At 43.6% G+C, this 25,756-nt stretch carries 21 protein-coding genes and 2 tRNA genes; 11 read left to right on the top strand and 12 right to left on the bottom strand.

Translation table 11 applies throughout. The annotated features are described in order from the left end of the window. Position 1: 1 nt before the first annotated feature. The 3 genes from nusB to hisF all read right to left on the bottom strand — a co-directional run bounded on the left by nusB (position 2) and on the right by hisF (position 2,965). Positions 2 to 1,114, bottom strand: coding sequence for a transcription antitermination factor NusB (nusB, locus tag JMW94_RS00790; protein ID WP_201599762.1), 1,113 nt, complete (start codon positions 1,112 to 1,114; stop codon positions 2 to 4). Positions 1,115 to 1,362: 248 nt separating this feature from the next. After that, positions 1,363 to 1,884 carry a 6,7-dimethyl-8-ribityllumazine synthase gene (gene ribE, locus JMW94_RS00785; RefSeq protein ID WP_025653207.1) on the bottom strand — a complete coding sequence of 174 codons (522 nt, stop codon included), beginning with the start codon at positions 1,882 to 1,884 and terminating at the stop codon, positions 1,363 to 1,365. A gap of 298 nt (positions 1,885 to 2,182) precedes the next feature. Then, on the bottom strand, positions 2,183 to 2,965 hold the full coding sequence (gene hisF / locus JMW94_RS00780) for an imidazole glycerol phosphate synthase subunit HisF (RefSeq protein ID WP_201599761.1): 783 nt from the start codon (positions 2,963 to 2,965) through the stop codon (positions 2,183 to 2,185). Positions 2,966 to 3,153: 188 nt separating this feature from the next. Between hisF and JMW94_RS00775 the strand changes: the two genes are divergently transcribed. The 3 genes from JMW94_RS00775 to JMW94_RS00765 are packed head-to-tail and all read left to right on the top strand — an operon-like array spanning position 3,154 to position 5,693. Continuing rightward, positions 3,154 to 4,404, top strand: a complete 1,251-nt coding sequence (locus JMW94_RS00775) for a homoserine kinase (protein WP_201599760.1) — start codon at positions 3,154 to 3,156, stop codon at positions 4,402 to 4,404. Between the two features lie 47 nt (positions 4,405 to 4,451). Beyond that, positions 4,452 to 4,784 (top strand): hypothetical protein, encoded by a 333-nt coding sequence (locus tag JMW94_RS14805; protein WP_227685361.1) that lies wholly within the window; start codon positions 4,452 to 4,454, stop codon positions 4,782 to 4,784. Continuing rightward, positions 4,785 to 5,693, top strand: coding sequence for a class II glutamine amidotransferase (locus JMW94_RS00765; RefSeq protein ID WP_201599759.1), 909 nt, complete (start codon positions 4,785 to 4,787; stop codon positions 5,691 to 5,693). A gap of 35 nt (positions 5,694 to 5,728) precedes the next feature. On the opposite strand, the gene JMW94_RS00760 is transcribed toward JMW94_RS00765, so the two are convergent. After that, positions 5,729 to 6,316: a YchJ family protein gene (locus JMW94_RS00760; protein WP_201599758.1), complete on the bottom strand. Its 588-nt coding sequence runs from the start codon at positions 6,314 to 6,316 to the stop codon at positions 5,729 to 5,731. Between the two features lie 46 nt (positions 6,317 to 6,362). Next, the gene (locus tag JMW94_RS00755; protein ID WP_193007540.1) at positions 6,363 to 7,079 is read right to left on the bottom strand and encodes a metal-dependent hydrolase; all 717 of its coding nucleotides are present in this window, start codon (positions 7,077 to 7,079) and stop codon (positions 6,363 to 6,365) included. A gap of 460 nt (positions 7,080 to 7,539) precedes the next feature. Between JMW94_RS00755 and acnA the strand changes: the two genes are divergently transcribed. Further along, entirely contained in the window at positions 7,540 to 10,338 is a 2,799-nt protein-coding gene (gene acnA / locus JMW94_RS00750) for an aconitate hydratase AcnA (RefSeq protein ID WP_201599757.1), read from the top strand. A 113-nt stretch (positions 10,339 to 10,451) separates the two neighbouring features. Here the strand turns inward: acnA and JMW94_RS00745 are convergent, their stop codons facing one another. Both JMW94_RS00745 and JMW94_RS00740 read right to left on the bottom strand, forming a co-directional pair. Then, positions 10,452 to 10,910 (bottom strand): hypothetical protein, encoded by a 459-nt coding sequence (locus JMW94_RS00745; protein WP_201599752.1) that lies wholly within the window; start codon positions 10,908 to 10,910, stop codon positions 10,452 to 10,454. A 32-nt stretch (positions 10,911 to 10,942) separates the two neighbouring features. Then, a complete protein-coding gene (locus tag JMW94_RS00740; protein WP_201599751.1) occupies positions 10,943 to 11,596 on the bottom strand; it encodes a LysE family translocator in 654 nt (217 codons plus the stop codon). Positions 11,597 to 11,880: 284 nt separating this feature from the next. Between JMW94_RS00740 and JMW94_RS00735 the strand changes: the two genes are divergently transcribed. Continuing rightward, positions 11,881 to 12,180 carry a hypothetical protein gene (locus JMW94_RS00735; protein ID WP_201599750.1) on the top strand — a complete coding sequence of 100 codons (300 nt, stop codon included), beginning with the start codon at positions 11,881 to 11,883 and terminating at the stop codon, positions 12,178 to 12,180. A 160-nt stretch (positions 12,181 to 12,340) separates the two neighbouring features. Here JMW94_RS00735 and JMW94_RS00730 read toward each other — a convergent pair. The 5 genes from JMW94_RS00730 to gltX form a co-directional block, all read right to left on the bottom strand. Continuing rightward, positions 12,341 to 12,416, bottom strand: a tRNA-Glu gene (locus JMW94_RS00730). A 147-nt stretch (positions 12,417 to 12,563) separates the two neighbouring features. After that, positions 12,564 to 12,639: transfer RNA gene (locus JMW94_RS00725), tRNA-Ala, on the bottom strand. A 122-nt stretch (positions 12,640 to 12,761) separates the two neighbouring features. Next, the gene (locus JMW94_RS00720; protein WP_201599749.1) at positions 12,762 to 13,127 is read right to left on the bottom strand and encodes a hypothetical protein; all 366 of its coding nucleotides are present in this window, start codon (positions 13,125 to 13,127) and stop codon (positions 12,762 to 12,764) included. 217 nt (positions 13,128 to 13,344) lie between these two features. Beyond that, a complete protein-coding gene (locus JMW94_RS00715; protein ID WP_201599748.1) occupies positions 13,345 to 15,111 on the bottom strand; it encodes an NACHT domain-containing protein in 1,767 nt (588 codons plus the stop codon). Between the two features lie 90 nt (positions 15,112 to 15,201). Beyond that, on the bottom strand, positions 15,202 to 16,731 hold the full coding sequence (gene gltX / locus JMW94_RS00710; RefSeq protein ID WP_201599747.1) for a glutamate--tRNA ligase: 1,530 nt from the start codon (positions 16,729 to 16,731) through the stop codon (positions 15,202 to 15,204). Positions 16,732 to 17,202: 471 nt separating this feature from the next. Here gltX and rsmH point away from each other — a divergent pair, with 471 nt between their 5' ends. The 6 genes from rsmH (at position 17,203) to mraY (ending at position 25,733) form a co-directional block, all read left to right on the top strand. Then, on the top strand, positions 17,203 to 18,249 hold the full coding sequence (gene rsmH / locus JMW94_RS00705) for a 16S rRNA (cytosine(1402)-N(4))-methyltransferase RsmH (RefSeq protein ID WP_201599836.1): 1,047 nt from the start codon (positions 17,203 to 17,205) through the stop codon (positions 18,247 to 18,249). A gap of 244 nt (positions 18,250 to 18,493) precedes the next feature. Then, positions 18,494 to 18,991, top strand: a complete 498-nt coding sequence (locus tag JMW94_RS00700) for a cell division protein FtsL (RefSeq protein WP_201599746.1) — start codon at positions 18,494 to 18,496, stop codon at positions 18,989 to 18,991. Next, the gene (locus JMW94_RS00695; protein ID WP_201599745.1) at positions 18,988 to 21,096 is read left to right on the top strand and encodes a peptidoglycan D,D-transpeptidase FtsI family protein; all 2,109 of its coding nucleotides are present in this window, start codon (positions 18,988 to 18,990) and stop codon (positions 21,094 to 21,096) included. Before JMW94_RS00700 ends, JMW94_RS00695 begins: the two co-directional genes overlap by 4 nt. Before the next feature lie 71 nt (positions 21,097 to 21,167). Beyond that, the gene (locus tag JMW94_RS00690; RefSeq protein WP_201599744.1) at positions 21,168 to 22,877 is read left to right on the top strand and encodes a UDP-N-acetylmuramoyl-L-alanyl-D-glutamate--2,6-diaminopimelate ligase; all 1,710 of its coding nucleotides are present in this window, start codon (positions 21,168 to 21,170) and stop codon (positions 22,875 to 22,877) included. Between the two features lie 285 nt (positions 22,878 to 23,162). Next, positions 23,163 to 24,611: a UDP-N-acetylmuramoyl-tripeptide--D-alanyl-D-alanine ligase gene (locus JMW94_RS00685; RefSeq protein WP_201599743.1), complete on the top strand. Its 1,449-nt coding sequence runs from the start codon at positions 23,163 to 23,165 to the stop codon at positions 24,609 to 24,611. 3 nt (positions 24,612 to 24,614) lie between these two features. Further along, the gene (gene mraY, locus JMW94_RS00680; RefSeq protein ID WP_087813657.1) at positions 24,615 to 25,733 is read left to right on the top strand and encodes a phospho-N-acetylmuramoyl-pentapeptide-transferase; all 1,119 of its coding nucleotides are present in this window, start codon (positions 24,615 to 24,617) and stop codon (positions 25,731 to 25,733) included. Positions 25,734 to 25,756 lie beyond the last annotated feature (23 nt).

Here is a 25,756-nt window from a genome sequence, read left to right as displayed (position 1 = left end):
GTTAGTCTTGGCTTTTTGCATCAGGGCTAACAATCTCATCAGAACTAACAGTTTCGTCAGGACTAACAGTTTCATCAGAACTAACAAGATTAGAGTCAATTAGACCAATATCAACGGCCGTATTTTCTTCGTTGCTGTCGTTATTGACAGCGTCAGCAGCTACCTTTTCTTCTGCAGGCTGTTCATCAACGACGACATCTTTTTTAACAATGCTTTCTTCAACAATGCCTTCTTCAACAATTGGTTCTGCCGCAGTCGCTGTTTTAACAGTATCATTTTCAACCGTGTTTTCAGCAGCATTTTTCTTAGTTGCCTTAAAGTCACTAATATTCGCACTGGCTTTACTAGCGCTGTTGCGTTTGACGGTGGCATTATTGGCACTGATACGTGGCTTGTTTGAAGCAGTTGACTTTTCTTCAATACTTTGTGTATCAGCACTATTTTCTATATTGCTATCAGTTTTTACTGCAGGTTTAGCAGCCGCTTTTTGTGAGGTGCGTAGATTGGCTTTACTATCTGCTTCTACTTCGACAGCACGTAGCTCAACCGCCATTTTATCAAGGACGGCGTTAATCAGTTTATGGGCGTCAGTGGCACCAAAGTGATTATTCAGCTTCATCGCTTCATCAAGCACGACTTTATAAGGGATTTCTAAACGATTTTGCAGCTCATAAGCACCAATCAAAAGAATAGCGTGTTCAACGGTATCCAATTTATCGATTTCACGATCAAGATGCTGACTAATAAGCGCATCTAACGCCTCAATCTGCTCAGGAATATCGCGCATCATTTCATGGTAATAGCCGATATGTACCGTATGCATGGCATTGGTCGCACGCGTACGAGCAGCGATATCATGCGGCGCATTGGCCTTCCAGCCAAGCTTACCATCAATATCGAAGCGGCGGTCAGTGACGAGCCATTCGTATAGACCTTGCATCGCAAAGCGGCGCGCTTTACGGATAGCGGTGTGACTGGTCTTGTAAGAAGACTCACTCATGTCGAAGGTTTGATCACCCGCACTGCTGCTCGCAATACGCGTGGCTTCAGCTTGACTATCATTGGTTTGGGCGGTTTTCGCAGCGCTGATAGCGCGCTTGAGTTGGTCAGTCATAGGGGGTCTATACCTAGTTTTTAAGATAAGAAGTTTTAAAATAAAATGTTAAATAGTAGTCGGCTGGTAAATTTACCAGACAGTTTTGGATACTGCTGTTGAACATTTACACTGCACACTTAGGGCTATTGCAATAACCATAGCCCTAAATAGTTTAATCAACAATAATGCTTATTAATAATCAACGATGCTTAATCTGACTTATTCATACTCAAATGTTAATGAGTATGAATAAGTAACGAGTTTAATTAAGCGTCATCGCTATCGTCATCAATGTCTAGCTGTGATAGCACTGCAATCATCTCTAGCACGACCATGGCGGCTTCTGAGCCTTTGTTACCGGCTTTCGTGCCAGAACGCTCAATCGCTTGCTCGATGCTGTCAGTCGTCAATACACCGTTGGCAACAGGAATATTATAATCAATCGCAACGCTGCTTAGGCCTTTGGCTGATTCACTCGCCACAAAGTCAAAATGCGGCGTGCTACCGCGAATAATCGCGCCTAACGCAATGATGGCGTCAAAGCGATCTGACTCAGCCGCGCGCTGTGCCACCAATGGCAATTCAAAAGCACCCGGTACACGGATTACGGTGATGTTGCTACCCAATACACCGTGACGTAGTAGCGCATCAATTGCGCCATCTACCAATGATTCAACCACAAAACCATTAAAACGACCGACGACGATACCAATACGAGCGCCTTCATTTTGATGCAGGTTGCCATCGATATGAGTCACGTCATTGCGTTGCTGTTGTAAATTCGACATAAAAACATCCTTCGCCTTATGGGCTTTTAATTAAAATGTAGGAGTAGCTAAATATAATGATAGATTCAAATAATACCAAACCCAAAAAGTACGATTAGCTGTGTCAAACTTGTTTAGTCTACAATGCGTAGTCCTTACACTCGTTTTCCTTGCTACTCTAATTTTTGTGATTGGTATCACTTATTCGATTGGTTATCACGCAAACGAATTGAGCGTTAAATGAACGAAAACCAAATGATAATAAGCAGTTAGCGCTATGATAACATTTTTTCTAATTTATTTGCATTTTACCAACGTATTACAGGCGCATCTGTATCCCTTGCGCTGCCATATATTCTTTGGCTTCTTGCACCGTATATTCACCGAAGTGAAAAATACTGGCGGCAAGTACCGCATCGACGCCGCCTTCTAAGACGCCTTCTGCTAAATGTTGCAGGTTGCCGACGCCGCCTGAGGCAATGACAGGCACATTGACGCGGCTGGTAATTTGCTTCATTAAGGCCAAGTCATAGCCTTTTTTAGTACCGTCACCGTCCATCGACGTCACTAATAATTCGCCAGCGCCGAGTTCAGCCATTTTACTTGCCCAAGCGACGGCATCGATGCCCGTTGGCTTGCGACCGCCATGGGTAAAAATCTCCCAACGCGGCATGATGATGCCATCAACATCAATATCCGCGACGCGTTTGGCATCGATAGCCACGACGATACATTGATTGCCAAATTTTTGTGCCGCTTCCCCGACGAACTCTGGGGTAAATACTGCTGCTGAATTAATTGCTACTTTATCCGCGCCTGCATTGAGCAAGTTACGAATATCCGCAATTTTACGCACACCGCCGCCGACCGTTAGTGGCACAAACACGGTTTCTGCCATACGTTCAACGGTATGATAGGTGGTGTCGCGCTCGTCATTGGTGGCCGTAATGTCCAAAAAAGTAATCTCGTCAGCGCCTTGTTCGTTGTAGCGTTTGGCGACTTCAACAGGATCGCCTGCGTCTTTGATATCGACAAACTGCACACCTTTGACCACGCGTCCATTATCAACGTCCAAACAAGGAATGATACGCTTTGCTAACATAGGGTCTTTCACCTTATAATCAATTCTCTCAATGCGCTAGTCTAGCAAAATCACCGCCATATCAGGCAGATTTTCGCAAGATTATTACGCTTTTCGCTATCGTTTGCCCAAGCGCGCTACAATTGTCGCCATTGCTGTTTAAATCTATCCTATTTAACTTTTTATTTAATTGCCAAAAGTGAGATGTCATGTCCGTCTATACCCAGTTAACCAATGATCAGTTTGCCGCCTTTTGCCAACGCTTTGGCGTCTCGTTTGCGCGTGCCATTCCGATTACCCAAGGTATCAAAAACTCTAACTGGTTTATTCAGACGACTGATGATGTAGATGGCGCGCACTCTTATGTATTTACTTTATTTGAAGAGCGTCCACCAGAAGACATCGAAAAGATGGCGGTTATCCTCAATCAATTGGATGGTAAATTACCGGTCGCCGCGCCGTTAGCATTGCTTGATTTAGGCGCTGATAGCGCAGAAAAATGCTATGTCATACGCTATGATAATAAAGCGATTACGCTAGTGCCTTGTTTGGCTGGCGCGCACCCACAGCAGACTACACAAGCCATGTGTCATGAAATTGGCGCCGCTTTAGCCATGCTACATGAGACTTTGCAAGCATTACAGCCTGCGGAAGAATATGGCGTACCTTTATACCCATGGGCGGAAGTGCGTGACCGTGAAATGCAGTTTATGCCCGGTGACGAAGCCAAGCTCATGAGTGATATTTGGCAGTCATATAGCGAATTACCGCTTGCGACCTTGCCAAAAGGCTTGTGTCATCTAGATATGTTTGCTGATAATACGCTGTGGAACTTATCGTTAAATAATATCCAAAAAGGTGAAGAGCGCCTCACAGGCTTGTTAGACTTTACCGAAGTCAGCGTCGAGCATTATGTGATGGATATTGCCATTACGATTAATGATTTTTGTACCACGTGGGGCGATGCTGAGCAAGGCGAGTCGGTGAATTTTGATCGCAGTAAAATGGTGGCTTTTTTGCAAGGCTATGAGTCAAAACGTCAGCTTGGCGAAGATGAAAAACGAGCGTTGCCTGTTATGCTGGCCAAAGCGGCGGTGATTTTTTGGCTATTACGTCTCAACGTTATCCACTATAACCGTACCGAAGGACGTACTGGCGATAATATCATGGTCAAAAATCCTGACCTGATGAAACGCCTTGCCGCTTATCATTGGTCACATGTAGAAAAAGCGCAAAGTACCGTGTTTGTACTAGAGCATGCGCGCTATAAAGACGATGATAAAAATAACGATGTCGAAGATTTTAAGATAATCGGTGTGTTTGTGACTGAGCAACAAGCGCAAGCAGCTATCAACCAATTAAAATCACAACCTGGTTTTAAAGAGTATCCAAACGGTTTTCATATTGATGCTTATCCGCTAAATCAAATTAACTGGTCATCAGGTTTTGACTTCTATTAAATTCATCTGTATTAACAAGACATTTAACTGTTTAAAAGGAATTTACCATGACTGATCAAGTTGATAACTGGCACAAACTGGCGCGCTACGATACCAATATGCAAGGCGAGCTGCATGCCAATCTGCTGCGCAACAATGGCATTACCGTGTCCTTGCAACCGCTCAGTGCGATTCCCGGGATGAATTCTGGTGTCGTGCTGTGGGTAGAAAACACGGATTTGGCACAAGCCCAGCGTATCCTAGATGGTGTTGAAAGCGATGACAATACTGGGGCGGATTTGTTGGCTAGTATGAGTGATATAGAACTTGGTATTGTGTCAGGTAATCCGGTCAATCATAGCCCAGCAGACAATCACTATAATAAAGGCGGTAAAGCATAAATGTGTCAACTCCTAGGAATGAACTGTAATACCCCGACGGATATTGGTTTTAGCTTTGCCGGCTTTCGCAAGCGAGGCGGTATGACCGACAGCCATGAAGATGGCTTTGGCATTGCATTTTTTGAGCGTAGTGAATGCTCAAATAATGATGAATCGGCAAATGCTTCAACAGGACTGCGCTTGTTCCATGACAATCGCCCAAGCCATTTATCACCAGTCGCTGATTTGGTCAATAACTATCCAATCAAAGCCATGAACGTCATTGCGCATATTCGTAAAGCGACTCAAGGGCAGAATTGCTTGGCGAATACCCATCCTTTCGTTCGTGAAGTTTGGGGCGAGCAGTGGGTGTTTGCGCATAATGGACAGATGAATAGCGAATTTATTAAACGCTGTCAGCGCTTGCAAGACAACGGTAACGCCTCACATTGCCAGCCAGTAGGCAATACTGACTCTGAAATGGCATTTTGCTATTTAGTTAATCGCCTAAAAAGTAGCTTTAAGTCGCGTCCCGATGACCAAACGCTGTTTAACTTTTTGACCACTCAATGTCGTTATTTATCTGCCAATGGTTTATTTAACTGCTTGATATCAAATGGTAGCTGGCAATTGGCTTATGCGGGGAGTTTATTGTTTTATCTCACGCGTCAAGCGCCATTTGGCGAAGCGAAATTGGCAGATGATGATTTAGCCATTAACTTTGGTGATGTGACGACAGATACGGATAAAGTCACTATTTTAGTGACCGTTCCACTCACTGAAAATGAAAAATGGCAACAGCTGGCGGTCAATGAATGCCTGATATTCCAAGATGGTGATGTCATTTATAAAGACAGTCCAAGCCAGCGCAAGTTTTTGACGATTGATGAAGGGATTGCGGTAGCACGTGCGGTTGGGGCGAGTGTTTAGAAGTTATAAAATATTTAATATTGACTAAATATCAGTTAGATATAAGCGCCGCAACACCGCTTAAACTTTTCACCTGAACCACAAACACACGGCTGCTTTTGCGTCACAGACATTGAAACAGTCGGATCTAAAAAGTACCAGTGTGCATCATTATTGATTTTGTCTGTCACCTTCACAAAGGCAGACAATTCATGATGCGCCTGCACTTTCTCTTCTAAAGTACTTGCATTATTAGTTGGCTTGAAATAAGCCTTAAACTCAACTTGCGCATGGCGTTTGCCTAGCTTTGGCGTGTGCGCTACGATTTCTAATCCTGCCCAATTCGTCTCTTTTGCCCACGATTCAATCGCCTTGATATCCAACAAGTCTTGCTGCGCGGGTAGCGTAGTCTTGACGATATAGTCTGGCTTAATCAACACAAAGGCGCTATAACGCGACCGCATAAGACGTTCGGCTGTCTCCGCTTTTATATCATCTGTTTTGCCAACCTCACCATTATAAAGAGCATCATTATAAACAGCCTCATGATAAGGCTGACAGCAATCTTTATACAGTAGTGGTGAGCTGATAGCGTTTGATGATGGATGAATTTGGCAAGGGCAAACGTGTAGATTAGGTTGCATGTTTTATTCTCATTTTTGCTTGGGTTTTACTGCTTTACCGTTATCTTTATCGCAGCATGCTTTTTATCAGTTCTGGCAATATGCCAACTTTTAGTTGTGCCCATGGTGCTGGGTCACGCAGCTGCTGCCAAAACGCATCAAACGGCGGGGCAAAATAGACCAACATGGCGAGCAGTGTATATAGTAATAAATACCACCACTTATCTTTAGGTTGATAAAACTTCATCGCTGTACCTGATGAGCGCTTCATTTTCATATTGGATAAATTGACGCTATATAACTCGTCCAATGTCAAATGCACTAGCGCGCCACCGAATAAAAATAAACCGTAAAACCAGCTTGCCGTCAGTGGGAGGTGCAATACGTAGTAGCTTAAATAGGTCAGCCCCAAACCCAAAATTGCCATATAAGGCACGGAGTGAATCACACCGCGATGCACGGTCATGTTGGTAAAAATAGAGAAAACCACATAACGCATAAAGCCGTAGCCTGCTAGCCATAATGCAATCAGGGCGAGCAAACTCAGCTCACTGCGCCAATGCATGACCAAACCAAAGGCAAAAATAAATGAGGTGATATTAAAGCCAAGTTTAATCGGTGTGGAGTTGTCAGAATCCAAATCAGGCAGCAGCCCACCGATAGTGCCGAGCGCCACGCAAACTAAAAACCCCGAATCATCAATCAATCCCGCTTTATAAACTGTCAAACTGAGCGTACCACTGACCATGAATGCAACATTCAGGTGGGTGTTAAAATTTGCCATAAAAACTCATCAATAAGTAGCGCGCGAAACGATTGTTTCGAGGCGTTTGCCTAGCGGTAAAAAAGCGCACCATAATAGCATAGCGCAGCCAAACGTCTAATAGATAAGGTTCGTATGCCGCGACCGGTTTACCCACTACCTTTGATTCTAATATTTCTTTGGAAAATATATTGATACTTAATAATAGAACGTTAAACCCTTGTTACGTTTACGATTATGCCACGATTTGACAACGTCTAGACGTTAACAAAGCGCCTCCGTTTTGTTATGGTAAAAGAGCGTTATTGTTAAGTCCTAAAGAGTCGCTTAGCTATTTTGTTAACTCAACTTTATATTGTATTGTGTCAAATAATAACGATTTTGAATACAACTCGTACAATCATCTATCTAGCCACCAATCCTCAGCATAAACCTATAACCGTTTGGGCTTAGGATCTATAACAACGATAAGGAAGCTATCATGAGTGATATTTTTAATGTAAAAGACACCATTACGGTCGATGGCAAGGAACATGCCTATTACAGTTTGCCAAAGCTGACCGAAACTTTCGAGCACATCAGCAAATTGCCATTTTGTATGAAAATCGTCTTAGAAAACCTATTACGTAATGAAGATGATGGTCAATCTGTCGGCAAAAACCACATCGAAGCCGTTGCCAACTGGGACGCAGGCGCAGAAGCGTCAAAAGAGATCGCCTTTATGCCAGCCCGTGTAGTCCTGCAAGACTTTACTGGTGTGCCGTCAGTTGTCGATTTGGCAGCCATGCGTGATGCCGTGGTTGAGCTTGGCGGTAAAGCTGAGCAAATTAACCCCTTTATCCCGAGTGAATTGGTCGTCGATCACTCTGTACAAGTTGATGCTTATGGCCGAGAAGATGCACTAGACTTGAACGAAAAAATTGAATTTAAACGTAACAATGAACGTTATGAATTCCTGCATTGGGGTCGCAATGCGTTTAAAAACTTTGTAGTAGTACCACCAGCGACGGGTATTGTGCATCAGGTTAACCTTGAATACTTAGCTCGTGTTGTAATGGCTGCTGATGTCAATGTTGATGGTACAAGTGAGCTGACGGCTTATCCTGATACGGTATTTGGTACGGACAGCCACACGACGATGATTAATGGTATTGGCGTGCTTGGTTGGGGTGTCGGCGGTATTGAAGCGGAGGCAGCGATGCTCGGTCAACCGTCATCGATGCTGATTCCACAAGTGGTTGGCTTTGAGCTAAAAGGTAAACTCACTGAAGGCGTTACTGCGACGGATTTGGTGTTGCGTGTGGTTGAAATGCTGCGTGCGCATGGTGTGGTTGGTAAATTCGTTGAGTTTTATGGCGAAGGCTTACACAGTATGCCACTGGCAGATCGTGCGACGATTGCCAATATGTCGCCAGAATACGGTGCAACCTGTGGTATTTTCCCGATTGACCAAATGGCGATTGATTATTTGCGTCTATCAGGTCGTGAAGAAAGCCAGATTGAATTGGTCGAAAAGTATGCCAAGGCGCAAGGCTTATGGCACGATGCCGATACGCCAGCAGCGACTTATTCAAGTAAGTTAGAGCTCGATTTATCATCGGTACAGCCTGCACTTGCCGGTCCGAATTTGCCACAGCAGCGTATCAATCTATCTGATATGCACGAAAAATTTGGTGAAACTTTAGAAAAAATGACCAAAGACCGCAAGTCAGAAGTCGAAGGCAAGGTACGCTTTGATGAAGAAGGCGGCGAGCAAGAGCAAGCGGATAGACTCTATGCTAAGCCTAATGTTTTCTCTGACGTCAATATCGATGATAAGAGCCATAAATTGCGTGATGGTTCTGTCGTTATCGCAGCGATTACCTCATGTACCAATACCTCAAACCCTGCGGTGATGATTGGCGCGGGCTTGGTGGCGAAAAAAGCTGCTGCAAAAGGTCTAAAAGCCAAGCCTTGGGTCAAAACTTCATTAGCTCCCGGTTCGAAAGTCGTCACCGATTATCTTGAAAAATCTAAGTTAATGGATGAGCTTGAAAAAACAGGCTTCTATTTAGTGGGTTATGGTTGTACCACGTGTATCGGTAACTCAGGACCACTCTTAGAGTCGATTGAAAAAGGTATCGAAGAAAAAGACTTAGTCGCTGCTGCCGTGTTGTCAGGTAACCGTAACTTTGAAGGTCGTATCCACTCGCACGTAAAAGCCAGTTATTTGGCGTCACCACCATTGGTAGTGGCTTATGCGTTGGCAGGTACGGTTGATATTGACTTAACGACGCAGCCGTTAGGACAAGATCAAGATGGCAAAGATGTCTTCTTAAAAGATATTTGGCCAACGTCAGATGAGATCAATGAGCTGATTGCCAATAATATCGATGCGGATATGTTCCGCAAAAACTACGGCGAAGTGTTTGACGGTAGTGCCGCCTGGAACGCCATTAGCTCAGCCGATAGCCAGTTGTATCCGTGGAGCGAAGCGTCTACTTATATCAAAAACCCGCCGTTCTTTGATGGTATGACCATGGAGCCAGAAGGTATTCCTGATATCGAAGGCGCACGCATCTTAGGGTTGTTCGGTGATTCAATCACCACTGACCATATCTCACCAGCTGGTAATATCGATCCAGATTCGCCAGCAGGTAAGTACTTGCAAGAGCGCGGTGTGATGCAAGCCGACTTCAATAGCTATGGCTCACGCCGTGGTAATGATGCAGTCATGACGCGCGGCACCTTTGCCAATATCCGTATCAAAAATACCATGATGGCTGGCAAAGAGGGCGGCTATACTTATTACTTCAACGGCGATAGCGCCACTCTACAAGACGGCGAAGAAATGGCCATCTATGATGCGGCAATGAAGTATAAAGAAGACAAGCGTCCGCTCGTGGTACTTGGCGGTGCAGAATATGGCTCTGGCTCTAGCCGTGACTGGGCAGCGAAGGGTACGATTTTGCTTGGCGTAAAAGCAGTATTGACCAGCTCGTTTGAGCGTATTCACCGCTCAAACCTCGTCGGTATGGGTGTATTGCCATTGACCTTTAAAGAGGGTGAAAATGCTGATACCTATAAACTGGACGGCTCAGAAGTGCTTAGTATTACAGGTCTAGATAATGGCGAAAGCAAGACCGCCAAAGTCACGGCCACACGTGCCGATGGTTCGTCTGAGAGCTTTGATGTCAATGTCATGCTCCAGACGCCAAAAGAGCGTGAGTACGTGCGTCATGGTGGCGTGTTGCACTATGTGCTACGTCAATTGGCTGCTGAGAGCAAAAACGCAGCGTAATAGTCAATTGAGCTTAGAATGATAAAAAGCCCAATCCCAGTCAAAGTAGGGGATTGGGCTTTTTTATTATTTGGGAAAAGGGAAGCACGTATCTGCAAATCTATTTCAATGAACTATCTAAAGTTTTCATTCCAGCTCTCCTTAAATACTTTATTTAAGAATGCTTCTTTATTGATACTGCCGTCATTGTTTAAGCAGGTCTTATCGACAAAAAGATAATTCGTCCAACTGATATCAGGAGACAGTTCATTGATTTCATTTACGATATCACCTTCACTAATTTCAGAAAAATCTCTAATGACAAGTTTTTGAGCCAACTCTAAAATGCGACTTTTTGTTTTATACTCATGAGAATTTGGATACTCAGAAATTTTATCAAAAAATTTCTCATAATGGATACTTAAGTCTTCGTTTACATATTCATCACTCCAGAATATATAGTCACTCCAAAATGGGTCAGGAGACAGTTTGTCTAGTTCATGCTTTATTGCTACTTGCCTTGACTCTGAGCATGGAGTATTAATTAACTCTTCAAGTAATAAAGTGATTTTTTGCTTAGTATCATCGTTCATGATTATTTCCTCTGCTATTTATTCCAATGGTTTCAACCCTTCTCAGTCAACAGCCTAATTCCTAAGCCAATAAATACCACACCGCTTATCTTGTTTAAAATGGCTTCGATAGAGGGCTTTTTTCTCAGATTTTCACTGAATTTTGACGCCAATAATGCTAAGCATAAGCACCATATAAAGCCAGTGACAGCAAAGGTCAGTCCTAAAATGACGAACGACACCATGCTATGAGCATAACTGGCATCGATAAACTGAGGGAAGAACGCCAAAAAGAATAATGCGACTTTTGGATTAAAGGTATTGGTGAGCACACCTTGCTTATATATCTGCCAGTGATCTAAAGGCTGAACGGGCTTTGGTTTCTCGTCATCCTGCAAACTCGCGGCTATCAAAGGCTGTTGTTTACTTATGAGCATTTTGACGCCTAGATAGCACAAATAGCTGGCACCAATATATTTTACGAGCATAAATGCCGTAGGGGAGTTAGCCAGCAACACGGACAATCCTAGCGAAGCCAGTAGCGTATGCACCAAAATGCCTGAAGTAATACCCAACACAGAATAAAACCCTGCCGTTTGCCCCTGCGAAATACTACGGGTAATGATGTACATGCTGTCCGTGCCTGGGGTCAGGTTTAACAAAATAGCTGCCATGATAAACCCTAGATAGTTCTCAATCCCGAACATGGTTAAAACGTCCTTGTGTTAAGCCTAAAAGTTTGTATGTTATAAAGTATTTATACATTCTATAAAATCCTTATAGGATTGATGGTAGCGAGGATCGTAAGGGTTGGCAATAGAATAAATCATTCAATAAATACTGATATTAAAAACTATAATGCAGGTTATGGCTTAACTCTTTATCAAAATCAATAAAACGTAAATATCTTATAAAATCGCAGATACCGCAATGTGAACTCTGATAAGATATCAGAGATTAATAAGACATTTGTTGATAATGAGGATTTGAGATGAAACGTTTGGCTTATACCATTGCTGTATCTGTTTTGGCCACGACTGTTGGGATAAATGCCGCGCATGCCGAGAGAGTTTGCAAAGTAACAGATCCGACGGGTACTCCACTAAACATTCGCGACGAGCCTAATGGCAAGGTTATTAATAAGCTGCGTAATGATCGCGAAGTGTATATCACAGATACCACTTATGATAATAAAAACCGTCCGTGGGTATATTTAGAAGGCTATTACAAGGGCGAATACAGGCATTGGGGCTGGGCGATTAGAGAGTTTGTCTCTTGTTATGATCGTTGATATATTAATTTCAGCTTATCCAAACCATAATGAACTGGATATAACAAAACCAATAGACATAAAAAAGCCCAGTCACCGTATGATGACTGGGCTTTTTTATTGTTCGCTTATTAGTCTAACCTGATGCTAAGCAAAAGTGCTAACAAGTGACGCCGAATAGTGGCGTCCCCAGGGGGATTCGAACCCCCGTTACCGCCGTGAAAGGGCGGTGTCCTAGGCCTCTAGACGATGGGGACGCATAGAGTGTTATAACCAATGGTTACAACGGTACTTCACAATATCAGATAGCTTAATAAATAAGCATTGCCTAGGTGCTGATATCGTCCTACTAGCGAGTATTTATGGTTACGTTTCAGTAGTACTGAGCGTTGCAATAAATAGTATGGTGGAGCTAAACGGAGTCGAACCGTTGACCCCTTGCATGCCATGCAAGTGCTCTACCAACTGAGCTATAGCCCCTCGCTAAGAGTGTGCATATTTTATGCAAGACCGGCAGTCCTGTCAACTACTATTTTAAAAATAATGCATAAATATTTGAAAAAAAGCGTTTAAAGCTATTTTAGTTACTTAATAAGCCCAAATTAGCGTGGATTTTGCTTAAGAGAGATCTCTTTGATAGCTTTATCGGTGAAAAACTCTTCTTCGCTGCCATCTGAAAAAATAATGGCACAACATTCTGTGGGGATATATTGTCCCCCTTTTTGTTGTACTGTGCTGATACCTTTGACGCCAATGATGTCAGAATCGATTAGTTTATCTACATTTTGCTTGGTATATTGACAGTAGGTGCTGTATATCCACTTTAAGTCTTCAAAATCTTGTCCTTTTGTCAGGGTAAGTTTTGCATCATAAAGCTCTTTTACGATGGCGTCGTAGTAATTCTGCGCTTCTTTCAGGGTGTTAAAGACATAATCTTTACTTTCTATCGTGACGGTCTTGGCGGCCATATTTATTTCCAATTAAGGTGTTTAATAGTAGTAGGGTAGTAGTAGTGCTAACTAAGAAAAATATTACGGTATCGAAAAGTCATGTATTTGAATGTCAAGGTTATATGCTTGAACGTGGCTTAGAGACTTTCTTGTGCTACTCATTATCTGCTAAGAATTATGTCAGTTCACGCTATAGCTATTTTGACATGGCCTAGTTATAAATTAATTGCTATTTTCACATGAGGTCACTTACATCAATATCAATATCGTCTTGCTGGTTAATATAGTTTATTATTTCTTCACGGTTATTTATAATTTCATTGCCTATTTCAAGTGTTTCTTTCGTTAATTTCTCTAAGCTAACTTCGTCTAAATGGCATTCTATTTTCTCAAAACCTTCGATTTTAAAATGTTTATCAGTCACATTTTTAACATCAACTCTACCATAGCCAAGTCTAGTAAAATTCTTGTTGTCTCCAATTATTAACTCTTTAATATATGTGCCTAATAGATTCTCTATTCTTCTAGGAGCACAAAAGAATCCAGATTGTATTTCACCTTTATCATCTAGAAGAATTTCTAACTCATTGTTGGAAATTTTATGAATCAGTAAGTTATCAAGAATGGTGTTGCTGTTTTTTCTTATTTGGTAGAACTCTATATACTCTTCAATAACAGGTAGCCTAAAGTATTTATAGTAATTATATTTACTAGCTTCCTTTAAGAACTGAATTGCCTCTTTTATTTTGTAAAATAAATGAATATTTTTTGAATACTCTAAGTAAAATTTCTCTTGTGCTCGTTCAGGTTTTTTCGAAATAAAACTGGCATAAAAGTATTCTTGAATGCTTTTATGTACAAAAGAGTAGTTTAATCCATCTTTAAGTAATAAACATACTACCTTAGAGAAATCCTCAATTACATCTGTAGGGCTACCTCCAATTTTTTGATTAACCAAACATTTTTCAATTATTTCGATAGCTTCATCATAACTAAGAATTAGCTTATTTTTATTACCTGTCAGGTAGCAAAATTCTTCAAAAACTCCTTGCAACTGTGATTCGTTTAAATTACAGCTAAGTTGTCTTTTATAACCTGGCTTTGTTTTATCATGACGCGATGTCAAAACAGAGAACAGTGCTTTATAGAACTCAGACTGACTTTTTGGTATATCTGATAATGCACGGTATGTCATCACAAAGAGTGTTACCATCAACGGTGTCGTTAATAACTCTTTAATTTCATGAGTACTATCTTTAATAGCCTGTTTGAGAATTTCTCGGCTTTTTTCTTCTTCAACTAATTTATCTATTAATTTAGACTGCTCATGAAATCGATAGCTTGAAAGCTTGTAAACCTTAAAGTAGTTTGATTTTTGAATCTCAGATTCAGGTCTTGCACTGATAATCAATTGCATGTCAGGATAACGTTCACACCATCCCTCAATTTCATTTAATAACCTCTTAACTGTTTCATGAGGTAGCTCATCAAAGCCGTCAAGAAATAACACCAAGTTGCCGCTCTCAGCAATTTTTACAAAGTGTTCTTTAGAGAATAAATGTATCCAATTATTTATTGTTAAACTAATCGCTTCTTCTAAGCTCTGATTATCGTCTAATCTACGAAGTTCAAAGAAAATTGGAACCCTCTTACTTTGACGCGCTTCTTGATATGTCAAGTAACGCATAAATATAGACTTTCCTTGCCCAACTGTACCTTCAAGTACAATGGATTGACTATCTATGTCTGATATACACTCAATTCTAGTACCAACATTGTTAACTCTAGTTGGTACATAGAACTCATGTAAATCAATACTTTTATCGCCCTTGTAGATGGTCTTTACCTTAACTACTTCAATTATTCTAGTAGAAAGGGTTTTGAGCGAATTTTCTATATTTTGATTGCGAGTGCCTTTCAGTGCTTCGATAAATGTCCAACTGAAAGCCTTAGTTAGGGGGTCTTTTAATAAGGTAGCTAGTACAGCGGCTGTAACGACCATAAAACATCACCTATATTCTAAATAAATTTTTGTTAAAAAAAGCTACCCCAATCGTATAGTGACTAGGGTAGCTTTAATAGTATTTATAAACTATTCAGCCGCTAAAAAATCTGGTAATTCAGCCGCTTGTTTCTCAAGTTTTTTCAGCTTCTTTTTACCCAAGCCGCCTAGTACATCAATCGCATGACGCAAGCGAGTCAACGTCATATCAGCGCCGATGATTGCCATAGAATTCATGACTGGCGTCGATGAGGTGCTGCCAGCGATAGCAATGAAGAACGGTGCCATAAAATCACGCATCTTGATATCGAGGTGAGCGGCAAGACCTTTTAGGGTGGCGTAGATATTTTCTTCTGACCACGTTGGCAAGGTTTCTAGCTGCCAAAGCGCCAGTTGCAGCATCTCAGTAATTTGCTCAGGAGTGAGTGATTTATGGGTAAAGCTCTCAGCATTGATATTAGGTAAGTTCTGGAAATAGAAACCACCCCAATTAACTGCATCAGATAACAGCTCAATACGAGGCTGAATCGCCGCTGCGATAGCCGTCAGCTTATCACTGTTATTTGCCCAATCGAGGATTTTATTTTTTAACTGTTCAGGAGTAAGCGCACGCAACCATTCTGCGTTGAGCCAGTTCAGTTTTTCGATATCGAAGATAGGGCCGCCAAGGGACACACGCTGAATATCAAAACTACCAATCATTTCTTCTAGGGTAAACTGTTCAGCTTCGTCAGGCATAGAGTAGCCCATACGACCGAGGTAGTTGAGCAGCGCCTCAGGCAGCACGCCTGCATCACGATAATAGGTGATAGAGGTTGGGTTTTTACGCTTAGACAGTTTTGATTTGTCTGGGTTACGCAGCAGTGGCATATGGCAAAGCACCGGCATCTCCCAACCAAAATACTCATAAAGCAGCTGGTGCTTGGGCGCAGAGTTCAGCCACTCTTCACCACGCAACACATGGCTGATGTCCATTAAATGGTCATCGACAACGTTGGCTAAATGATAAGTCGGCATGCCGTCGGTTTTTAGCAGCACTTGCATGTCGACTTGTGTCCAAGGAATCTCAACCGTACCGCGTAACATGTCATGTACTTGACAGACGCCTTCGGTAGGCACACGCATACGAATGACATGCGGTTTGCCCTCACTGACCAATTGCGCAGTTTTCTCAGGGGCTAAATGGGCACAGCGACCGTCATAACGTGGCGTTTCACCATTGGCCATTTGAGCAGCACGCATGGCATCGAGCTCTTCACTGGTACAAAAGCAGCGAAACGCATGGTCGTTTTCTATGAGCTGTTCGGCGTGCTTTTTATAAATATCACTACGCTCACTCTGACGATAAGGCGCGTGCGGGCCACCAATATCTGGACCTTCCGCCCAGTCGAGACCGACCCAACGCAGCGCATCCAAAATCATTTTTTCAGATTGTTCGGTTGAGCGCGTTTGATCCGTGTCTTCGATACGCAAAATAAATTCGCCGCCGTGGGCTTTAGCAAAAGCTAAATTAAATAGGGCAATATAAGCGGTGCCGACATGCGGAAAGCCAGTAGGCGATGGCGCAATACGGGTACGGACAGGGCGTGTGCTGTTATTTGAAGTCGATGATTGCATCATAAAATTCTCAGAATAGGCTAGTTAATGAATATGGCAGTGAAAAATGAAAAAATAGCAGTGAAAAATGCTAATGATAAATATGAATGACAAGTTTGAATAAAAAATACGGATGAAACAATAGCCGTCAATGTAGAAAAATAGCGTAAAATATAGCGCTAGTATAACAGAGAGATGGAATATTTTTAACGAAATGCCCGTCTAGCGCTTGACTACCCGTGTATCCTTGCGATAATAATGTTAGACAAGTCATAACTTGTTTATTTTCATCTGATTTTTCACTCTTACTGACCAAAATGGTCATCATCTACTGAGTCGTTTGTGTCCATATTGAATAATAAGCCAAAAAATACGCCGAATACTAAGCAAGATTCTAAAATAGATTCTCCTTTAGCCACTGTTAATGCTGCATCAGCGGCTGAGCTGTCTGCTGTAGAAAACGATTTTGTGGTAGAGAGTGACTCTACTAATCAGCTGAATCAAGAGTCTGTCACTGATAAAGCCCGCTCTGATGAATTGAGCTTTGTTCATGATGCGGTGTTATTGCAAGAAACCGTCGCGGCAGTGCTGGGTGTTAAAGTGCTACCTAAGCAAACAGACGATGCAGAACAAAGCAGTGACAACCAAAATAGCTTAAAGATGAGTGGCGTCTACGTTGATGCTACCTTTGGGCGTGGTGGTCATAGCCGACTACTATTAAGTCAGTTGGCCGATGATGCAACCTTGATTGTTTTTGATAAAGATCCAACAGCGATTAGCGTCGCGCGTGAATTGGCAAATACCGATAGTCGCGTAAAAGTGGTGCATGATAGTTTTGCGACGTTGACGGATAGTCTAGCGGCAATGGGTATCATGCAAGTTGATGGCTTAATGGCAGATTTGGGTATCTCATCGCCGCAAATTGATGATGGCAGTCGTGGTTTTAGTTTTATGCGTGACGGGGCGGTTGATATGCGTATGGATACCAGCCGTGGGCAGTCGGTCGCTGAATGGCTAGAAAAAGTCGACGATGAAACCTTGGCCAATGTGCTTTATGATTTTGGCGAAGAGCGTCATAGTCGCCGTATCGCCCGTGCTATTAAGCAGATGGACAGTTATGACTCTACTTTGGCATTGGCTGAAGTGATTAAAGTGGCGCATCCTAATTGGCAGCGCGGTAAGCATCCAGCGACTCAGAGCTTTCAGGCGATGCGCATTTTTATTAACAATGAGCTTGGCGATGTTGACGACTTTTTAGAACAAAGCATTCCGATTTTAAAGTCAGGCGGGCAGCTAGCAGTGATTAGTTTTCACTCATTAGAAGATCGCCGTATCAAGCAGTTTTTGCAGCGTCATAGCAAAGGGCAATATCCAGAGGATGAGAATTTGCCGATGCCGCCCAATCGTCCGCGTTATTTTAGCAAGCCTAAACGCGTGGGTCCAAGCAAAGCTGAAACCAGTCAAAATCCACGCGCGCGTAGTGCGTGGTTGCGCATGGCGACTCGTACTGATACCGACTATCTACCCAGTGTCGAGCAATAACACAGGTAGCGTGATGTTATAGAGAGGGTGTTTGGCTGAGTTGCTGGTGATTGGTTGCTGGCAATTAAGTAGGATAAAAGTCTGAATACTTACGCGGCTGTTAAAAATCTGTAAACATTATCTGCTAGGCTCGGCTGTTCCTTTTTCGTTTGGTTTTACTTTATTGATGGTGCTGTACAAAGCGTCTTACCGCTCTAAAACAGTTGCCAATTTTCATACTTGAAGTCCACTTTTTGAGAGCGTCATGGCAATATCTGACAAACCTGCAAACCGTCGTGCTGCAATGCCGCATAACACCGATATCGGCGAGCTATTTGTACGCCGATTTAATGTGGTTAGTATCTATGTAGTGGTGCTATTGCTGTTAGCAGTGGCGATTGTGTGGAGCGGTATCAAAACAGCCGAAGGTGTTCAGCAATATCATCAGGATTATAAAACCTTGCAAGACATGAAAAAACAAGAGCGTAATCTGCAAGTCGAACATCAGCGTTTGCTCATTGAACAGCAGACTTTTAGTGCGACGCCGCAAATCGCTAGCCGTGCGGTCGCTGAACTGGGCATGTTTTCACCGACGCTAAAAGATAAGCTCATTATCCAACCGGGTGTTGCCACAGCACAGGTGCCAGTCGTCGATACTGACTCAAATGAGGATAAGTCTGACATTATCGAACCACGAGCTTCTACGGATATATCGCCTGACGCTCCTATCACCGATGCCACGGTAGCGGAGGCAGGACAATGAGTGATAAAAAACCTAATGCCAATAGCGGTAAAACGACCGCGAAAAATGCGAATAAAAAGCCAACTAGCGGTAAGGTGACTAAGCCCTTACGTCCTGCCAGTGCAGCCAAATCGGGACAAACAGGCAGTACGGCTGAAAAAAAATCCTCTGGCAACCGTAAGGCTAAATTGTTTGATCGATTGAAAAAAAGTGAAGAGCAAGGCGCTTATACCAGTGTCAAAAACCTGAAAAATAAAAGAGGGTTTTTGGGTAAAGCGTCTGGCGCTTCCTCTCGCGGCGGTTTTGAGCAAGACAAAAACCGTTTCCGTACTATTTGGGTCATTGCATTGGTTGTCTTGGGTTTGCTGATAGCCCGTGCTTATTATTTACAAGTTGCCAATGCTCAGTTTTATCAAGACAAAGGTGATGAGCTTATCACTAGCGTGCGCACGCAAAAATCCTATCGCGGTATGATTACCGATCGCAATAATTTGCCACTTGCAGTCAGTGCACCACTGGCGACGGTCTCTTTTAGTCCGCATGATTACGCGCGCGAATATTACGAGCTTAAGCGTATCATTATCACCAATCCTGAGAGTCCACAGCTGGTTGCGCGTATGCAAAAGCGTTTGGATAACATGGATCTGACCACGCTTGCGGCGGCTGCGAATATTTCGGTCACTGAGCTAAAAAAAGTTACCGCTATCGATGACAGTATTGATGTAACCAATGAAGCAGCAGTTAAAGCCGCGCTGCCATCGGGTGCAGGCTCGCACTATTTGCCGCTACTGAATAAAGTAACGCCAGAGATTGCCCAAAGTGTCAGCACCCTTGATTTTCCTGGCGTCTATGAAAAAAACTTTTTCCAACGTTATTACCCGCAGCCACAACCAAACTCGCAACTATTGGGCTTTATGGGACAAAATGTCAGCGATCCTGAAGGTGGTTACGAAGGTCGTGCTGGTATCGAACGCCAATATGAAACTGAGCTGGCAGGTGATGATGGTAAAGTGTTGGTGCTAAAAGATGCCAAACAAAACAGTTTAAAAGAAATTAAACAGATTGAACCAGAAATACCAGGTAAAGATGTGGCGTTGACCATTGATTCGCGCTTGCAGTATTTGCTTTATAAAGAACTAGAGAAAGCAGGGCGTTTGCAAAAAGCGCGCTGGTCAACAGGCATGATTGTTGATGTGCAAACGGGTGAAGTGCTTGCCTTGTCAACATGGCCATCTTTTAATTCTAATAACCTGAATGAGATGACCGGTGAGAATCAGCGTAACCGTGCGCTGCTCGATGTCTTTGAACCCGGTTCAGTCATGAAGCCATTTACCGTTGCAGCGGCTTTAGACTCAGGAAAATATACCGCCACTACCTTAATCGATACCAATCCTGGCTCTATTCGTGTCCGTGGTTATACCATTCGTGACCATAATAATTTAGGGCGGATCACGATGGCAACGCTATTACAGAAATCTAGTAACGTTGCCTCGACTAAGATTGCTTTGTCTTTACCCGCTGATGGCATTACCAATATGCAAAAGCAATTTGGTTTTGGTTCAAAGACACCGCTACAGTTCCCAGGGGAAGGTAGTGGGCTTGTGGTTACACCAAAAGAAAAAGAAACATCAAGACGTGCAACGGTCAGTTATGGTTATGGTCTACAGGTAACACTGGCTCAGGTCGCGCAGGCTTATTCGGCGCTGGCGGCAGGCGGTGTGATGCACCCATTGACCCTCATTAAAGATGACAAGCCGCAGCCAAGCAAGCGTATCATGGCACACGAGCAAGCGATGTCTATCGTACAAATGATGGAAAGTGTCACCGAACCGGGTGGTACGGCTAAAGGTGCTGCGATTGACGGTTATCGCGTCGCTGGTAAAACAGGAACGTCGCGCCGTATCAATCCAAAAGGTGGCTACTATACTGACCAATACCGCAACGTTTTTGCGGGTATGGCGCCAGCGTCCAACCCTAGGCTGGTCGGCGTGATGCTCATCGAAGACCCGCGTGGTCAGATTTATGCTGGTTTAACAGTCGCGCCAGTCTTTCATAATGTCATGAAAGAGGCGCTGCGTTTATACAATGTACCCTTAGATAAGCCGTTAAAAACGGAAGATTTATAGGCTTAAACGTAAGTTTTTTAAATGTTCAGTTTTTAACTATTTGATGTGTTTTAACCGTATAGGATTTGCCAATGACCCTGTCACCCTCGTCGCCAAGCATTACCCCAGTCACCTTGCAGCAGCTGACTGAATCTAGTAGTAGCAATAGCAGGCATGGTGTAGGTATAGAGCAGGCATTGCAAAAGCTATCGACTCAGACGACATTGATTGGAGCGGATTCAAAACCAATCAATTCGTTTCTTGATATTCCATTCCTGCAGTTTCGTTTAGACAGTCGTCTGCTAGAGCCGAACGATGTGTTTGTGTTATTAAAAAGCCACATACCAAACTGTCAAAAAAGTCGCGACTACCTCTATCAAGCCGCTAACAATGCGGCTTTTATCCTATCAGAAATAGATCCCACGGCTTTACTTAGCACGACTAGTGTATCAAATCACGCCGATATCACTTTATCGAATGATAGTACTGCTAAAGCGCAGCAGCAATTAGCAGCACTGCCTTGCCCTGTTTTATACGTGCCCAATATTCGTGATTTTTTAGGGACACTCATTCAAGCACGTTTTCAATATCAGCAGCCCGTGACCTTGCCAACGGTGGTCGCGGTGACGGGCACCAATGGCAAAACGACTATCAGTCAATTGGTGGCGCAGTTGACGCAGCTGACAGGCATAAGCAGCGCAGTCATGGGCACGGCAGGTAATGGTAGGCTTGGTGCTTTGGTGCAAGCCAGCCATACCACGGGCGATGCTTTAGCAGTTCAGCAATTTTTATATCAAATGGGGACAGAGAATGCTGAATTATTGGCATTGGAAGCCAGCTCACATGGTTTGGATCAGCAGCGTTTACAAGGTATGCCAGTGTCGGTGGCGATTTATACCAATCTTAGCCGTGACCACTTAGACTATCATGCCGATATGGCAGAGTATGCAGCAGCAAAAGCTAGACTGTTTGATAAAGCGCATTTTCCAGATTTGACACACGCTATCATTAATATCGATGATGAACATGGTCAGATTATGCTCGACACCGCACATGCCAGTGATTTAACGGTCTGGACGTACAGTTTAGAATCATCAAAATCTGCGACCTTTGTTGCGGCTGAAATCAAACCAAGCTTAAAAGGTGTCGAGATTACGCTACGTACTGATTTAGGCGATGGCGAAGTTAATCATTTAGGTATCGTCAGCCCATTATTGGGGCGCTTTAATGTTGCCAATTTGCTTGCCGCAATGGCAGCTGCCGTCGCTTTAGGCATTAGCCTTGAGCGTATTGCCGCAGTGGTGCCGCAGCTACAAGGTGCGGTTGGACGTATGCAGCGTGTGCCGTCTAATGATGGCTGCTTTATCGTTGATTATGCCCATACGCCAGATGCCTTAAGCCAAGTGCTTGCCAGCCTAAAGACCCATTGTAAGGGTCAGCTGTGGGCAGTGTTTGGTTGTGGTGGCGACCGTGATGCGGGCAAACGTCCTTTGATGGCGCAAGCAGGCTTGGCAGGCGCGGATAAAGTCGTATTAACGGCAGACAATCCACGCACCGAAGATCCCAATATCATTTTGCAAGATATGCAAGCAGGCATGACGAGTGAGCAATATCAGCGTACCTATATTGAGCCTGCGCGCCAAGCAGCGATTGAGTATGCGGTCAATCAAGCAGCGGCTGATGATATCGTCGTAATCGCTGGCAAGGGTCATGAGACTTATCAAGAAATTAACCATGTTCGTTATGATTTCGACGACAGTGTTATTTTGCAAAACGCCTTAAAACAAGCAGGGCGTTTATAGCATTTATATGTAAATAATAGCGATTACAGTCAGTTTTTCATGCTATCTAAAAAGTATTAGGGTGTGTCCTCATTTTAAAGATGGTGATAAAAATGAGATAAATTGCCGTCAAACAAGGAAAGTAGCGCAAATAATATCGAGATATTAATAAGCTGGTTGACGATGTTTGGCAAAATTTAGCCATTTCTAGTCCATTTAGATAATAATCGATTGAATTGAGGACACGCCCTAGTCGTTAACTATAAAAAATAAATAAGTAGTCATCATATATATAAGGTAATCATTATGACAGCCGACAACGATAACAGCATTCAGTCGCAAGGGCTGTATGTTTGGCAAGCAGCCAATCTGCTCGCGGCAACCGCAGCACTCGATGGGCATTGGCAGCTGAGTGACGGGCAATCCGACTCAGAAAACGATGTAATGAGCACTCGTATCGCCACCGATACCCGTACGATAAAACCTGGTGATATATTTTTAGCGTTATCGGGTGATAATTTTGATGGTCACGATTATATTGATACTGCCATCGCGCAAGGTGCGGTTGCGGCTATCGTCGCTCGCCCTATTGCTACGGCTGATACAAATAGCATTCCGCAGTTAGTGGTGAGCGATACCCGTTTAGCGCTAGGACAATTGGCTGCGTATCGTCGTCAACAGCATCAAAATTTAACCGTTATTGCTATTACTGGCTCTAGCGGCAAGACCACCTGTAAAGAGATGCTGGGTAGTATCTTTGGCAGACTAGCACCGACATTGATTACCCGTGGTAACCTAAATAATGACTTGGGTGTGCCGATGATGTTGCTCGAATTATCCGACCATCATCGCTATGCCATTCTAGAGCTTGGCGCAAACCATATTGGCGAAATTGCTTATACTACCGAGATTGTAAAGCCAGATGTCGCGTGTATCTTAAATATTGGCACGGCGCATTTGGGTGAGTTTGGCAGCCGTGAAGGGATTTGCCAAACCAAGGCTGAGATTTACCATACCTTGAATGACAGCCAATTTGCGATCGTTCCTGATAAAGATGATTTTACCAATCAATTACGCCGTATCGCTGAAAAGCATACGTCACACGTGATTGGTTTTGGTAATACTGATGTCAGTGCCAGCCATTTAGATGTCGAGCCTGAGCGCAGTGAATTTAAGCTGCATATCGGCAATCAAGTCCATGATATCAACTTGCCACTAGCGGGCGAGCACAATGTCAATAATGCTTTAGCCGCTGCTGCTTGTGCCCATGCACTAAATATCGATGTTAGTGATATTGTCGTCGGACTTGAAAATGCGCGTCCTGCTAAAGGGCGCTTGAACAGTCAATTACTGGGTATGCATCGCTTGATTGATGATACCTATAATGCCAATCCGCATTCGGTGCGAGCGGCAGCAAAAGTATTGGCGGCGCAAACGGGCACGCAAGTCATGGTGCTGGGCGATATCGCAGAACTGGGAGAGGCGGCGGTTAGCGAGCATCAAAGCTTGGGTCGTACCATTGCGACAACGGGCATCAATGTGCTGCTGTGTGTTGGTGAATACGCGCCTTTTACCGTGGCGGGTGCACAAGAGGTTTCTGACATCAATGCCCATGCGTTTACCGATAAAGACAGTTTATTGGCGTATTTGAAGCCGTATTTGCAAGCGCAGCAGGCGCAGCCTTGTACGGTGCTGTTTAAAGGTTCTCGTTCCATGCAAATGGAAACCCTTATCAATGCGCTAATCGAGGAGTAGGCGGTGTTAGTTTGGTTGTTTGGCTGGCTTGGCCAGTATTACACGCCGTTTTCTGCGGTTTCTTCGTTGACGCTGCGAGCGTTACTCGCGGTCATTACCGCCCTCGCATTTAGCATGTTTTTTGGTGGGCCTGTCATTCGACGTCTGCGTGCATTGAAATATGGTCAAGCGATTCGCAATGATGGTCCGCAATCGCATTTGGCGAAAACTGGTACGCCGACCATGGGTGGGGTGCTGATTTTGAGTGCGATTGGCGTGTCCACCTTACTATGGGCTCGTTTGAATAATCCGTACGTTTGGATTTTGCTCATTGTCATGATTATCTTTGGCGCGGTCGGCTGGGCAGATGATTGGCTAAAAATTAAATATAAAGATCCCAAAGGCTTAATTGCTCGCAAGAAATATTTTTGGCTCTCTATGGGTGCTTTGTTCGTCGGTGTGTCTTTGTATTATATCGCCACCTTGCAGCCAGATATCGCGACCACGCGTGAGATGCAGGATTTGCTGCTACCGATTTTTAAAGATTGGATGATTCCTTTTTCGGCAGTGCCGTTTGGTATTGGCTTTATTATCTTTACCTACTTTGTAATTAATGGTGCTTCTAACGCTGTCAACTTAACCGATGGCTTGGATGGTTTAGCTATTTTGCCCGTGGTCTTGGTCGCGGCAGGTTTGGGCGCAATGGCTTATGTATCAGGTGATGTACGCTTTGCTGATTACTTGCATGTGCCTTATATTGCCTATAACTCCGAGGTTCTCATTGTCTGTGGTTCGATGATTGGTGCAGGGCTTGGTTTCTTATGGTTCAATGCCCATCCAGCCCAAGTATTTATGGGCGATGTAGGAGCGCTTGCTCTCGGGGCGATGCTCGGTACGATTGCCGTTATGACCCGTCAAGAAATCGCTTTTGCAATTATGGGCGGTCTATTTGTCGCCGAAGCATTATCGGTCATGCTACAGGTTGGCTCGTATAAGCTGCGTAAAAAGCGCGTCTTTCGCATGGCACCATTGCATCATCACTTTGAAGAAATTGGCTGGAAAGAGACGCAAGTGGTGGCAAGGTTTTGGATTATTGCCATTATTCTTGTCATCCTTGGGCTCATGACCTTAAAACTGCGTTAATACAGCCATATCGCTTGAACATT

Source organism: Psychrobacter immobilis, assembly GCF_904846185.1.
Lineage (GTDB): Bacteria > Pseudomonadota > Gammaproteobacteria > Pseudomonadales > Moraxellaceae > Psychrobacter > Psychrobacter immobilis_B.
This window is presented reverse-complemented; position numbering and strand designations above follow the sequence as displayed.